The sequence below is a fragment of the Paenibacillus mucilaginosus 3016 genome, assembly GCF_000250655.1.
GTDB classification, from domain to species: Bacteria; Bacillota; Bacilli; order Paenibacillales; family NBRC-103111; genus Paenibacillus_G; species Paenibacillus_G mucilaginosus.
This window is the reverse complement of sequence record NC_016935.1, coordinates 7047293-7060330: the sequence shown is the minus strand read 5'-3', so window position 1 is coordinate 7060330 and position 13038 is coordinate 7047293. Positions and strand designations below refer to the sequence as shown.

Sequence of the window (13038 nt, the reverse complement as noted above, 5' to 3'; positions counted from 1 at the left end):
ATAAGGACGGTGAGCGACCATGGCAAAGTTTGAGTACCGGTTTCCGGAGCTGGGCGAAGGCATTCACGAAGGCGAGATTGTCAAGTGGCATGTCAAAGCCGGCGATAAAGTCAATGACGAAACGATCCTGATGGACGTTCAAAACGATAAATCCACCGTAGAAGTTCCTTCTCCTGTAGAAGGCACCATCGTCGAGATCAAAGTCGGCGAAGGCGCGGTATGTACGGTTGGCGACGTCATCGCTGTAATCGACGTAACCGGCGAAATGCCTGAGCAGGCACACGGCCACGGCGAAGCGCCAAGCGCAGCAGAGGCGGCTACGCCGGCTGCAGCGAAGACGGAAGCTGAAGCGGCTGTCGGCGGCATCGAGCCGGTAGGCAGCTCCGTAGCGGCGAACGTCGCGAACAGCAAGATCGACACGCCGATGGCAGGCGGCGCTCCGGCAGCTGCAGCCCAGCCTGCGGTAACGCCGAGCGGCGTCCTGGCTACGCCTAGCGTGCGCAAGCTGGCCCGTGAGAAGGGCGTAAACCTTGCCCAAGTGACGCCGACCGGCAAGAACGGCCGCATCACCCGCGAGGACGTGCTTGGCTTCACGCCTGGCGCAGCAGCAGCTCCAGCAGCAGCGGCTCCTGCGGCAAGCGCAGCGGCTCCGGCAGCAGCAGCGCCGGCAGCTTCCGCAGCGGCAGCCGTAAGCGGCGATCGCGTCGAAGAGCGCGTACCGCTGAAGGGCATCCGCAAGGCGATCGCGAACGCTATGGTGAAGAGCGTGTACACGGCTCCTCACGTTACGCTGATGGACGAAGTCGACGTTACGGAGCTCGTCGCTCTGCGCGGCCGTGCCAACAAAGCGATGGCTGAGAAGAAAGGCATGAAGCTGACGTACCTGCCGTTCATCGTGAAGGCTCTCGTGGCAGCGGCACGCCAGTTCCCTGTCATGAACGCCATGATCGACGAAGAGAAGCAGGAGATCGTCTACAAGAAGTACTACAACATCGGTATCGCTACCGATACGGATAACGGGCTTCTCGTACCGGTCATCCAGGATGCGGACCGCAAGAACATCTGGACGATCGCAGCAAGCATCAAGGACCTGGCTGCCCGCGGTCGCGAAGGCAAGCTCGGACCGACGGAACTGAAGGGCTCCACGCTGACGATCACCAACATCGGTTCGGCAGGCGGCATGTTCTTCACGCCGGTGATCAACTTCCCTGAAGTGGCGATCCTCGGAACCGGCCGCATTACGGAGAAGCCGGTTGTGAAGAACGGCGAGATCGTTGTGGCTCCGGTCATGGCGCTGTCACTGAGCTTCGACCACCGGATTATCGACGGTGCTACGGCACAGAACTTTATGAACTACATTAAGCAGCTCCTCGCAGATCCTGAGCTGCTGATCATGGAGGTGTAATCGCTATGGTAGTAGGTGACGCATCGGTAGAAATTGACGTTCTCGTCATTGGTGCCGGTCCTGGCGGTTACGTTGCGGCCATCCGTGCCGCCCAGCTGGGCAAGAGCGTGCTCGTAGTGGACAAGGCCGAACTCGGCGGCGTCTGCTTGAACCGCGGCTGCATTCCATCCAAGGCGCTAATCAGCGCGGCCCATCAGTATGAAGTGGCCAAGCACGGCTCCTCTATCGGGATCACGGCTGATAACGTAGCCGTGGACTTCGCAAAGGTGCAGGAATGGAAGAACGGCATCGTGAAGAAGCAGACCGGCGGCGTAGGCATGCTGCTGAAGGGCAACAAGATTCAGGTATTCAACGGCGAGGCGCTGTTCATCAACGAGCATGAAGCCCGCGTGTTCAACGATAACGAAACGGCACGTTACAAGTTCAACTACTGCATCATCGCGACGGGCTCCCGTCCGATCGAGCTCAAGACGTTCCCGTTCGGCGGACGCATCCTGTCCTCGACGGAAGCTCTGCAGCTCTCCGAGATTCCGAAGAGCATGGTCGTCATCGGCGGCGGCTACATCGGTATCGAGCTTGGCCAGACGTTCGCGAAGTTCGGCACGAAGGTGACGGTGCTTGAAGGCTCCGACCACATCCTGCCAGGCTTTGAGAAGGACCTGTCTTCCCTGGTTGCACGCAACCTGAAGAAGCTTGAGGTGGAAGTAGTAACCGAAGCGATGGCGCAGGGCTCCGAGCAGTCCGGCGACTCCGTAACGGTAACGTACACGGTCAAAGGCGAAGAGAAGAAAGTAACGGCGGATTATGTCCTCGTTACGGTCGGACGCCGCCCGAACACCGACGGCGATCTGTCCCTCGAACTTGCCGGCGTCGAAATCGGCGAGCGCGGCCTGATCAAAGTCAACGAGAAGGGCCAGACGAACGTGCCTCACATCTACGCGATCGGCGACATCGTTCCAGGTCCGGCACTGGCGCACAAAGCTTCCTATGAAGCGAAAGTGGCGGCAGAGTCGATCGCGGGACTGCCAAGCGTCGTAGACTACAAGGTCATCCCGGCCGTAGTCTTCTCCGATCCGGAGATTGCCGGCGTAGGTCTCAGCGAGAGCGAAGCGAAGGCCAAAGGCATCAACACGGTTGTAGGCAAGTTCCCTTACGGAGCCAACGGCCGTGCCCAGTCGATGAACGCGACCGATGGCTTTGTGAAGCTGATCGCGGACAAAGACACCGGCGTACTCGTCGGCGGATTCGTCGTAGGGGCGGAAGCCTCCAACCTGATTGCAGAGCTGACGCTCGGCATCGAGATGGGCGCTACCCTCGAGGATATCGCTCTGACGATTCACGCTCACCCGACCCTGGGCGAGATCACGATGGACGCCGCCGAAGGCGCGCTCGGCCATCCGATTCACCAGCTCGGCAAGTAAGATTCTCATTCATTACGCAAAAGCAGCAGCCAGGATTTCAAGCGTTTATCGCTTGGGGTCCTGGCTTTTTTTACAGGCCGAACCTTTTTGCCAGTTTCCAGCGTCTGGTAATGGGGCGGGCACTGAGATTCCTGTCTGCTGCTGTGCCCTATTGGTATTTTCAAGGGGGAGAGACGGGTGATCAGAGCTTGGGAGAAAGAGGCAAGGGGCAAAAAAAGTATGCGAAGTAAGCGGATTGGGATGCTGGCGTGTGCAGTCATCTTGTGTGCAGCCCTTCTATACGCTGTGGGAATAGAGCGAGATTTCAAGCTGCCGCCCGGCTTCTACGGACTGGGCAGGGAAAACGGGATCTGGCTGGCCGGACCGCCGGATGCCATATCCCGAGAGGAGCTGCTGGAACTTCCGCGTCTTCCCAAGGCTTTGGAAGGGGTGATAGTCGGTCTGGAGGCCCTCTACCCCGCTGCGCCTGGGCGCAATTCGTTTCAGTATGAGCTGACCGTGCTGAAGCAAGGTATAGTTCTCCAAGCCGTTCAATCGTATGGGGAGCCCCTGATTCATGACCGTGTGATACTTGCCTATATCCGGAACGGGAAAATTCTTCAGAAAGAAAATTTGGAGTACCACTGGGGGAAGGGAAAGAATATAACGGCAGCAGGGGATTGGGTGCTGATGCATGACGGCCGGGTCTTGACCGTGTGGGACGATAAGACCGGAGAGCCTGCAGCCCGGATCGGACTTGGGGCTGCCGAACAGCAGGACGGACAAGCGAAGCAGCCGGGGGGCCAGCAGTCCCCGGCATCGCAGGCAGATGCCTCTTGGGGGACGCCTTTTTATGTGGAGGGATATCCGAAGGAGGGGGTTGTTATCCTGAGACACTCACGTTCAGATACGATGAGGGTGCTGGCCGGTGGAAAGCTCTACACGCCTTACCGGGATCTGTTCGGCGAGAAGTGCCGGCGCAGTATCGAGGGACGCCCGGCGATCATGGCAGTGGAACCTACCGGAGACGGCCTCAAGTTGGCCGCATTCGAGGAGGGCGTGCTGTGGCTTCAGGTACAGCCGGGGCCTTATTGTGAAGAGGAGGTCTCAGGGAAGCAGGAAGTGCCCTATCCTCTGGCAGGGACCGGAGAATAGGGCACTATCGTGAGGGGATATTGCTCATAACAGCTGGCTGACTACGCAGTTTTTACCTTCCTGCTTGCCCTGCATCAGCGCGTTGTCCGCCTGATTAATGCAATCGGATACCGAGACGGAAGGCGGGCAGGAAGAGAGCCCGAAGGTAAGCGTGATGCGCAGCTCGGCACCCTGGAACGTATGAACGGCATGCTGAATGCGGGAGCGGATGCGTTCGGCGATGTGGAAGGCTTCTTCCGGGTCCGTTGCCGGCAGCAGGATCAGAAATTCCTCGCCGCCCCAGCGGGATACGGAGTCGCCGGTCCGGACCAGCCCGCGGATCGCCTGAGCGCATTCCCTCAGCACATAATCGCCGCAGTCATGCCCGTACAGGTCATTGAACATTTTGAAATCATCGATGTCGCACAGCAGCACGCAGTAGGAGGCAGCCCCAGACTGGTACCGGTCATGTTCTCTCTCGAGCCTGGCAAACATGGAGCGCCGGTTAAGCAGCCCGGTGAGCGGATCGGTGTTCGCAGCCATCTCCAGATCGCCGATCGTCTCGGTAATCCGCTTGCGGAACACGGAGGACAGGATGGTGATCGTGATTGTTACGATGAGAATATTGTGAATGTTAAGCAGTTCGGTATAAAGAGGATCTACCGTATACCATGGCCTGAGGGCATATTGGGTCAGCAGCAGGTAGATCACCACATCGGAGACCGCAAGGAAGATCCTCATGCCTCTGCCGTACATGGGATTCATGAAGCAGACGAAGATCAGGAGGAAGAAATAATAATGGAACCCGGTATCCCAGCCGACCAAATGCTGGCGAGCACCATATGCAGCCTTACTTCCATATGGACCAGCAGGGCCCAGGTCCGGTTATGCTTGCCCAGGAGAAACTGGAGAGACCAGGCAAAAAAACAGGTGCTGACGAAGTTGTACATGGCCATGGGCATGACGCCGAGCGCCCAGAACAAAACAAGCCAGAGCAGGTGGATTAAGATGCAGCTCTTGGTGGCCGCAGCGAAAAAGGCGTCATAATGGCTGCCCAGCGAGATAGCGGGGGCGGCGCTGCTTTGTTGATCGGACATAGGCGTAAGCGGATCCTTCTCTCCCAAAAATAATCTTAAATCATTATAGCATACCCGCCGGGCACGGGGAGAAAAATGTCGAAAAATGACCGGGGCTTTGGGCGGGTTTTTCCGGGGTATCGTTCACCCATGGCGTGAACGTGCTACATTCCTCCATACAATGGAGTCATCCCTCCATATCCGGCCTGCCCAACAGAGGGTATCATGAGGGTAGAAACGATGACTATTTTGGTACAGAAAAGGGAGCCTGAACTTATATGAGCATTCGTTACCTAGAGGAGCAGCGTCAATTTCATCTGCAGGCCGGCAGCAGCAGTTATATTCTGCAGGTTTATCCGAGCGGCCATGTGGTTCACCTATATTGGGGGGCGAAAGTCCGTGCCCTGCCGATGTCTCATGTCATCCGCACCAGGGACCGTGCCTTCTCCCCGAACCCGAATCCGCCCGACCGCAGCTATTCCCTGGATGCGCTGCCGCTGGAGTACCCGGGCTACGGCAATTCCGACTTCCGCCAGCCGGCTTATCAGATTCAACTCGCCAACGGAACGACGGTCACCGATTTGAAATACATATCGCATGACATTACAGCCGGCAAGCCGGCGCTCGAAGGGCTTCCCTCCACCTATGTGGAGGCGGAGGATGAAGCGGATACGCTGAAGCTTCTGCTCGAAGATGCGCTGACAGGCCTGCGTGTCGAGCTGTCTTACACCGCGTACCGCGAGCGCAATGTCATTACCCGCAGCTCCCGGATCGTCAACGGGGGAACAGAATCTGTGCGCGTGCTTCGCGCCTTGAGTGCCAGCGTCGACTTCCCGCATCACCGGTTCGATCTTCTTACGCTGCCGGGTGCGTGGGCAAGAGAGCGTTATATCGAGCGGCGGGCCTTGGCCAGCGGCACGCAGTCCGTCGAGAGCCGCAGGGGCGCAAGCTCGCACCAGCAGAATCCATTCGTTGCGCTGCTCGGGAAGGATACGACGGAGGAGCGGGGCGAGGCTTACGGCTTCAACCTTGTGTACAGCGGCAGCTTCCTGGCTTCGGCCGAGGTGGACCAGTGGTATACGACCCGTGTGTCCCTCGGCATCAACCCGTTCGACTTCAGCTGGCTGCTGGAGCCAGGCGCTGCGTTCCAGACTCCGGAGGCGGTCATGGTGTATTCGGCCGAAGGGCTGACCGGCATGTCGCAGACATATCATGAGCTCTACCGTACCCGGCTGTGCCGCGGCGAGTTCCGCGACAAGCCGAGACCGGTGCTCATCAACAACTGGGAAGCGACGTATTTTGACTTCACGGCAGAGAAAATTGAAGACATCGCGAAGGCCGGACGGGAGCTCGGCATCGAGCTGTTCGTGCTCGACGACGGCTGGTTCGGCCGGCGCAACGACGATACGACCTCGCTCGGCGACTGGTTCGTGGACAAGGCGAAGCTTCCGCAGGGACTGGACGATCTGGCGCAGCGGGTGAAGGGGCTGGGGCTGCAGTTCGGCCTCTGGTTCGAACCTGAGATGATCTCGGTGGACAGCGAGCTGTACCGCAGCCATCCGGACTGGTGCCTTCATGTACCGGATCGGGTCCGCTCCGAGGGCCGCAACCAGCTCATCCTGGACCTCTCCCGCCCGGAGGTATGCGACTACATCGTTGAGACGGTGTCCGGTGTCCTGGCCGGCGCCCCGATCTCCTATGTCAAATGGGACATGAACCGCCATATGACCGAGATCGGCTCCGCGGCGCTGCCGCCGGAGCGCCAGCGGGAGACAGCGCACCGCTATATGCTCGGCCTCTATTCGGTCATGGAGCGGATCACGACCGCATTCCCTCACGTGCTGTTCGAGAGCTGCTCCGGCGGCGGCGGCCGGTTCGATCCGGGCATCCTGCATTATATGCCGCAGACGTGGACAAGCGACAATACGGATGCCGTCTCGCGCCTTAAGATTCAGTACGGGACGAGCATCGTGTATCCCGTCTCCGCGATGGGCGCGCACATCTCCGCGGTGCCGAATCACCAGGTGCACCGGATGACGTCCCTGAAGATGCGCGGCGATGTGGCGATGAGCGGCAACTTCGGCTACGAGCTGGACCTGACGAAGTTCACGCCGGAGGAGAAGGAGCTGGCGAAGGCTCAGGTTGCGCTCTACAAGGAGCTGCGCCAATTCGTGCAGTTCGGCCGCTTCTACCGCCTGATCTCTCCGTTCGAGGAGCTCGAGGCCGCGTGGATGTTCGTGTCGGAGAGCGGGGACGACGTACTGGCCTGCTACTTCAACGTGCTGGCGGAGCCGAACGAGCCTTATAAGCGGCTGAAGCTGCGGGGGCTCGATCCGGCTGCGGACTATACGGACTTGGAGTCGGGCGAGGTGTACGGCGGCGACGAGCTGATGCACGCAGGCATTTCGCTGCCGGTGCAGCATGGTGATTTTGAGAGTGTGCTCATCCGCTTGCGGAAAGTGCAGTAAGACAGCGGGAACCGCTGAAGAAATAGAAGCATCGGCGTGCCGGAAACGGCGCGGCCGGTGCTTTTTTGCATTGGGGCTGGGAAGTTCGTACTTCACAGAGGGGATAAGATGCAGCCATGGCACGCTTGGGAAGAATTCCCTTGAAACCAATCTGCAGGTTTTTCATTGACAGGCCGATTTCATTAGTAGTAAAATAATCAACGAAGAACATTTGAACAATCGTTCAAAACGTACGTTCAAAACGTACGTTCAAAACAATCGTTAAGCACATGGGTGACCTGTACGGAGCAAAAGGGGGGCTTGCATTGAAACGGGAGACTGAAGGCAGGGAAGTCAAGGAAGACGTGAAGCTGAAGATTCTGAATGCGGCGAAGAAGCTGTTCGCGAAGAAAGGATTCGAGGGAACGACCGTGCGGCAGATCTGCGATGAGGCGGGGGTGGCGCTGGCGCTTGTCTCGTACCATTTCGGGGGTAAGGAGAATGTGTTCTTCGCCCTGTTCGAGACGTTCGCTCCGGAATTCCTTCAGACGGAGTACGAGCTGAAGGATCCCGTGGAGGACCTCAGCTCCCTCATCCGGGAGTTCACGCTGTTCCGGCTGGCGGAGCCCGACCTGATCAACATGCTCCAGCAGGAGGTCATGATGCAGAGTCCCCGGCTCGAACGGGTCCAATCCGTGATTCACGGGCTGTGGCGCCAGCTCATCATGATCCTGGAGAAGGGCAGGGCGGACGGTCATTTTCACTATGATTCGCTGAGGCATACGGTCCAGTCCATTATCGGAACGCTGGTTTTTGCAAGAAGCACGGCATTCCTTGATCCCGTGTTCGAGCAGGCGGGCGAAACGGCGCAGGCCTCGGAGAACGGGGACGAAGTGGTCAGGTACACGACCGGATTCATCATGAATGCCCTTCAGTGCCGTCAGGCACAGGGGTTGTAACTATCTGAGAGGAGTAAGTGTGGGTATGAAGAAACAAGTAGCGGCTGTAGTGGTATTGGCGCTCGCGCTCGGCGGCGGGGGGTATATGCTGCGGGCGGAAGGCAAGGATGCGGTGACGCTGTCGGCGTCCGAGAAGGCCAGCATTCTGACGGCGGAGCAAATTAACGTGTCGTTCCAGGGCGTGGCGGGCAGGATCATCGACCTGCCGGTCAAGGAAGAGCAGAGCGTGAAGCAGGGCGACGTGCTCATGACCCTTGACCCGACGGATATCGATCTGCAGCTGAAAAAGGCGCAGGCGGATCTCGAGGTGACGACGCTGAAGATCGCCCAGGCGGAGGACGGCATACGTGTAGCCGAGAGCAAGCTCGGCAATGCGGTGAAGCAGGCGCAGATCGGCCTGTCGCAGGCCCAGACGCAGCAGGCGCAGGTGGCTGAAGGCGCCCGGTCGGAGGATATCGAGCGTCAGAAGCTGGCCGTGGCCGCTTCTGAAGAATCGTACACGCATGCGCTGAAGCTGTATAACCAGCTGCTTAACCTCGAGGAGAGCTACGATGATAATCCTTACAACTACAAGGATCACCGGGATGCCGTGGAGAATGCCCGCAGCCAGGTGGCGACGCTCGAGAATGCGAAGAACCAGCAGCAGGCCGTGCTCGATAAGATGCTTAACGGCGCGACGGAGAAGGAGCGCCAGCAGGCGGCGCTGCAGGCGGATCGGGCTGCGGCCGTAGTCGAGCAGCAGGAGCTGGCCGGCGGGGATATCGCGAATCAGAAGATCGGCATCGATGCGCTCAAGAAGCAGCTCGAGCAGCAGAACATCCTGCTCCAGTCGCTGCAGATCCAGAAGGACCGCATGACGCTGAAGGCTCCGGCGGACGGCAAGATCGTGAAGGTGGTGCCGAAGGCGGGCGAGAACGTCGGCGCAGGCACGCCGGTCATTCTGCTCGAAACCGGCAAGCTGTACTATGACCTGTACGTTGATGAAACGCAGGTGGGCAAGTTCCATCCGGATTCGGCGGTGCCTACGCATTTTGCCGCGCTGGATGACGTCGTGGACGGCAAGGTCCAATTCGTCACGGCCGCTCCGCAGTTCGCCGCGCTCCGTATGAGCCGGGAGAAAGGGACTGCCGACCTGAACTCATTCCAGGTGCGCGTGTACGTAGATCGTACGGAGAAGCTGCTGCCGGGCATGACGGCGGAGGTGCATGTCGATGAAGTCCCAGCTCAGTGAGTGGAAGTACGTCCTGACGAGCAAGTTTATTCCTTCGATCCTGCTCGCTCCGCTGATTATGGCGGCGGTGTTCGGATATATTTTTCAGAACGGGCAGATCAATGAGGTGCCGGTCGCGGTCGTGGACGAGGACAACTCGCTCTACAGCCGCCAATTCACGGACAAAATCAACGCTTCACAGTATATGGACGTAGCGGGGGTATTCCACGAGGCGATCGCGCCGGAGAAGCTGATGGCCAACGAGAAGTTCATGGCTGTCGTGTACCTGCCAAGAGGCATGGAGCAGCTGCGCTTCCAGGGCAAGTCGATCAACATCGGATTCCTGATCGACAACTCCATGCCTTCGGCGATCGGGAACATCCGCTCGGGGATGCAGGAGCTCATCACCACCGAGAACACGTCGCTCACCGTTGGCAAGCTGAAGGTGATGGGGATGGGGGATGAAGCGGCCATGGGGATGGCGACCCCGCTCTCCATGCAGCAGCGTCTGCTGTTCAACCCGACGTCGGATTTTATAGCGTTCATGGTCATCGGCTTCGTGAATGTGACGGCGCTGGGGATTACCTCGATCGCAGCGGCTTCCATCGTGCCTCGGCTTCGGATGGAGGGACGCCTTACCGAGGCGCTTCGCTCCCCCATCGGGCTGTGGCTGCGAGTGCTGCCGTATGCGGTGATCAATACAATCTCGCTGCAGCTTGCCTTCGGGATGCTGAAGCAGGTCGGGGGTCTGCGCTTCGTCAGCAATCCGGTCGAGTTCCTGCTGCCGCTGTTCCTGTACTCGCTGACAGCGACGCTGATGGGGATGGCGGTCGGCTGGACCGCTTCAGAGCCGTCCAAGGTGACCCTGCGGACGTACGCGATCGTGTACCCGTCCTTCATGCTCTCGGGCGTGCAGGTCGCCACGATCATGTTCCCTGCACCGGTCCAGTTTCTTTCGAATCTGCTGCCGCTGACCTGGCTCTTCAAATTTATCCGGGGCATGGGATACCGGGGCGGCGAGCTGAAGTATTTTACCGGTGAGCTCGGGGTGTTCGTGCTCATGATCGGTGTATACTCGCTGATCATCGGCCTGCTGCTCTGGAGAGAAACGAGGAAGGCGGCGAAGGCTTCGGCCGACACCGGCCTGCCCGCTGCACCACAAGAGGCTGCCCTGCCGGCAGCTGCGCATACAACAACGCAAGTAGGGGAGATTATGGCATGAGACCAACCAACAAGATCTGGACAAAAACAACCCTGGCCGCTCTTCTGACCACAGCGGTGCTGCTGTCGGGCACAGTGCCGGATACGGCGCGCCTTGCTCTGGCCGATGCGGCGGCGGTAACGGCTGCGGATGCCGCAGTGACCGGGACGGCTGCAGCGGCAGCCTACCAGCTCACGGACAACCTGCAGGTGGAAGTGAAAAGCCTCCTGAACGAAACGACGAGCGAAGGCACGAAGATCGCCGTTGTGGTGAAGCTGAGAAGCTCGGCGGCCAAAGTGGCCAAAATTCCGGACCTCGAGCTGCGCGCCCGTACGTCGGACGGCTTCGAGTATCCGCTGCAGGCCAGCGTATTCAATGCGCATGCGATTCGTCCGGGAACGACGGAAGAGCTGAACTATATGGTTACGGTGGACAGCCGGGTACCGCTGGATCTCTCGGAGCTGGCTTGGTACGCCGTGGACTGGTACTCGTATCCGAAGCAGGAGACCCTGAAGCTGGCTGTGCCGGTGGCCGGCCAGGCATGGACAGGGCCTGCGGCAGGCTTCGGGGATGCCCTGCTGTCTTGGGGCACACCGTTCCGCCTGTCGCCGGCCGTGGATTCCCCGCTTGTGTACACGCCGGAATCGGTAAGCACGGATAACACGGCGAACGGGCCGGTTACGACAGTGAAGGTGCTGGTTAAGAATCCTTCGGCGAAAAGAGAAGCGGTCCCGGACTTCACGGTGGACGGGCGAACGGAAGGCACCGTAGGCACAGACCAGACCGTTTACAGCGGCAAGCGGACGGAAGCTTCCCCGCTGATCCTCGAAGCGGGCGAGCAGCGGTACATTCACTTTGCAATTCCGACCGACAAAGGCACGGTGCTGAAGTCGTTCAACGTGATGACGCAGGAGACGTTCCGCCAGATGGACGCCAAAGGCCAAGTGTCGGCGAGCGCCTACTCGGTAGGCCGCTTCGGGATGAAGCTGCCGGTCGTGAACGGCATCGCCGAGTTTGCATCAGCGGCGATGGTGGAGAACGGCAAGCCGTTCCCGCTGCAGGGCGCAGCGGATGCCGTCGACCCGAACCTGGCGGTATCGCTCGTGGAGCTGCACCAGCATGTGAATGAGGGCGAAGGCTACCAGACGGCGATCGCCAAGATCATGCTGACGAACAGCGGCGAGCTGCCGATTCCGCTGCCGACGCTCGGGACGAAGCTCGTCACGAAGTCGGGCCTGACCTACAGCGGCAGCCGCCAGGCCGGTACGGTCACCGAGATCATGCCGCAGACGAGCTATGTCGTCAGCTATGCGTTCAACATGCCGGAGGAAGTGCAGGACGAGGAGTTCGTGCTGAAGCTCAGCGATCTCAAGACCGCCGCTCCGGCCGTGACGACGCTCGGTTCGTACCGCGTAGCCGTGCAGAAGGAAACCATGGATCTCAAGAATATGGCGTTCTATCCGTTCACGGTGAAGCTGAACGACTGGGAGCTTGGCTTCCGTACGAACATGCCAAGCGCGCTGAATCCGTATTCGCCGATGACATACACGTACAAGCTCGGCCTCTCGATGGACATTACGCGCCAGGAGCACGTTGTCGTCGATTCGAACTTCTCGAAGATGTCGCTGGAGCTCGTCGATTCGACGGGTAAGCTGATCTCGGTCCGCACCCTGCCGTTCACCGGCATGAACCGCGTCGTCTCGGGCAAGCAGTTCATCACGTTCGACAACCTGAAGACCGATGAGCAGTACTACCCGCTGACGGTGAACATCTATGAGACGATCACCACGGCTACCGGCGAAGCCAAACGTTTGGTCGGTGTACTAAAGCAGTAATAGCACCGCGCGAAGGATGTGCGCTGGATTGTATTGCAGACATGGTGAGGTAAGTGGTTAAGCCAATTGCCGCTGTTCGAGTAAGGCGGTAAGTGATATGGCGCTGTGCGGTTACGATTTGGTGCAGTCATTGTTTTGCGGGTTTCCCGCTCTGATCTGATGGAATCATCCCCGTTGTCCTTATGGATAGCGGGGATTTTTTTATTTTGGTGTGGGAAGAGCCGAGGGTAAGGTGTGCAGAGCTTGGAAGAGAAGCAGCAGGTCAGAGATGGTATGGAGAGAGGAGGGTTATGAGAAGGTTTGAGGGTGCGGGAAGTGAGAAGGTTGAGTGTAAGAAGGAGTCAAAACGCTAGGGAAGCAGTTGAGCCGGT

General features: G+C 59.2%; 10 protein-coding genes. 8 read left to right on the top strand and 2 right to left on the bottom strand.

Features of this window, described 5'->3' with window-relative positions; genetic code table 11:
* Positions 1–19: 19 nt before the first annotated feature.
* The 3 genes from PM3016_RS29045 (at position 20) to PM3016_RS29035 (ending at position 3960) form a co-directional block, all read left to right on the top strand.
* The gene (locus tag PM3016_RS29045; protein WP_014371906.1) at positions 20–1405 is read left to right on the top strand and encodes a dihydrolipoamide acetyltransferase family protein; all 1386 of its coding nucleotides are present in this window, start codon (positions 20–22) and stop codon (positions 1403–1405) included.
* 5 nt (positions 1406–1410) lie between these two features.
* Positions 1411–2826 (top strand): dihydrolipoyl dehydrogenase, encoded by a 1416-nt coding sequence (gene lpdA, locus PM3016_RS29040; RefSeq protein ID WP_013920011.1) that lies wholly within the window; start codon positions 1411–1413, stop codon positions 2824–2826.
* 177 nt (positions 2827–3003) lie between these two features.
* Positions 3004–3960 (top strand): hypothetical protein, encoded by a 957-nt coding sequence (locus tag PM3016_RS29035; RefSeq protein ID WP_041619287.1) that lies wholly within the window; start codon positions 3004–3006, stop codon positions 3958–3960.
* 24 nt (positions 3961–3984) lie between these two features.
* Here the strand turns inward: PM3016_RS29035 and PM3016_RS36875 are convergent, their stop codons facing one another.
* Both PM3016_RS36875 and PM3016_RS40390 read right to left on the bottom strand, forming a co-directional pair.
* Complete coding sequence (locus PM3016_RS36875) at positions 3985–4764, bottom strand: GGDEF domain-containing protein (protein ID WP_238540349.1); 780 nt, start codon at positions 4762–4764, stop codon at positions 3985–3987.
* The gene (locus tag PM3016_RS40390; protein ID WP_238540348.1) at positions 4719–5036 is read right to left on the bottom strand and encodes a hypothetical protein; all 318 of its coding nucleotides are present in this window, start codon (positions 5034–5036) and stop codon (positions 4719–4721) included. The genes PM3016_RS36875 and PM3016_RS40390 overlap by 46 nt, the downstream gene beginning before the upstream one ends.
* A gap of 257 nt (positions 5037–5293) precedes the next feature.
* Here PM3016_RS40390 and PM3016_RS29020 point away from each other — a divergent pair, with 257 nt between their 5' ends.
* The 5 genes from PM3016_RS29020 to PM3016_RS29000 all read left to right on the top strand — a co-directional run bounded on the left by PM3016_RS29020 (position 5294) and on the right by PM3016_RS29000 (position 12667).
* Positions 5294–7483: an alpha-galactosidase gene (locus PM3016_RS29020; protein ID WP_014371904.1), complete on the top strand. Its 2190-nt coding sequence runs from the start codon at positions 5294–5296 to the stop codon at positions 7481–7483.
* Between the two features lie 305 nt (positions 7484–7788).
* The gene (locus tag PM3016_RS29015) at positions 7789–8421 is read left to right on the top strand and encodes a TetR/AcrR family transcriptional regulator (RefSeq protein ID WP_013920007.1); all 633 of its coding nucleotides are present in this window, start codon (positions 7789–7791) and stop codon (positions 8419–8421) included.
* 25 nt (positions 8422–8446) lie between these two features.
* Positions 8447–9652: an HlyD family secretion protein gene (locus PM3016_RS29010; protein ID WP_014371903.1), complete on the top strand. Its 1206-nt coding sequence runs from the start codon at positions 8447–8449 to the stop codon at positions 9650–9652.
* Positions 9633–10853, top strand: a complete 1221-nt coding sequence (locus PM3016_RS29005; RefSeq protein ID WP_013920005.1) for an ABC transporter permease — start codon at positions 9633–9635, stop codon at positions 10851–10853. The genes PM3016_RS29010 and PM3016_RS29005 overlap by 20 nt, the downstream gene beginning before the upstream one ends.
* Positions 10850–12667, top strand: a complete 1818-nt coding sequence (locus PM3016_RS29000) for a hypothetical protein (RefSeq protein WP_014371902.1) — start codon at positions 10850–10852, stop codon at positions 12665–12667. Before PM3016_RS29005 ends, PM3016_RS29000 begins: the two co-directional genes overlap by 4 nt.
* Positions 12668–13038: the final 371 nt, after the last annotated feature.

Excerpts from the sequence above, each read along its gene's own strand:
- PM3016_RS29045 (WP_014371906.1), top strand. The coding sequence starts at position 20 with ATGGCAAAGTTTGAGTACCGGTTTCCGGAGCTGGGCGAAGGCATTCAC.
- PM3016_RS29000 (WP_014371902.1), top strand. The coding sequence starts at position 10,850 with ATGAGACCAACCAACAAGATCTGGACAAAAACAACCCTGGCCGCTCTT.
- PM3016_RS29020 (WP_014371904.1), top strand. The coding sequence starts at position 5,294 with ATGAGCATTCGTTACCTAGAGGAGCAGCGTCAATTTCATCTGCAGGCC.
- PM3016_RS29005 (WP_013920005.1), top strand. The coding sequence starts at position 9,633 with ATGAAGTCCCAGCTCAGTGAGTGGAAGTACGTCCTGACGAGCAAGTTT.
- lpdA (WP_013920011.1), top strand. The coding sequence starts at position 1,411 with ATGGTAGTAGGTGACGCATCGGTAGAAATTGACGTTCTCGTCATTGGT.
- PM3016_RS29010 (WP_014371903.1), top strand. The coding sequence starts at position 8,447 with ATGAAGAAACAAGTAGCGGCTGTAGTGGTATTGGCGCTCGCGCTCGGC.
- PM3016_RS40390 (WP_238540348.1), bottom strand. The coding sequence starts at position 5,036 with ATGTCCGATCAACAAAGCAGCGCCGCCCCCGCTATCTCGCTGGGCAGC.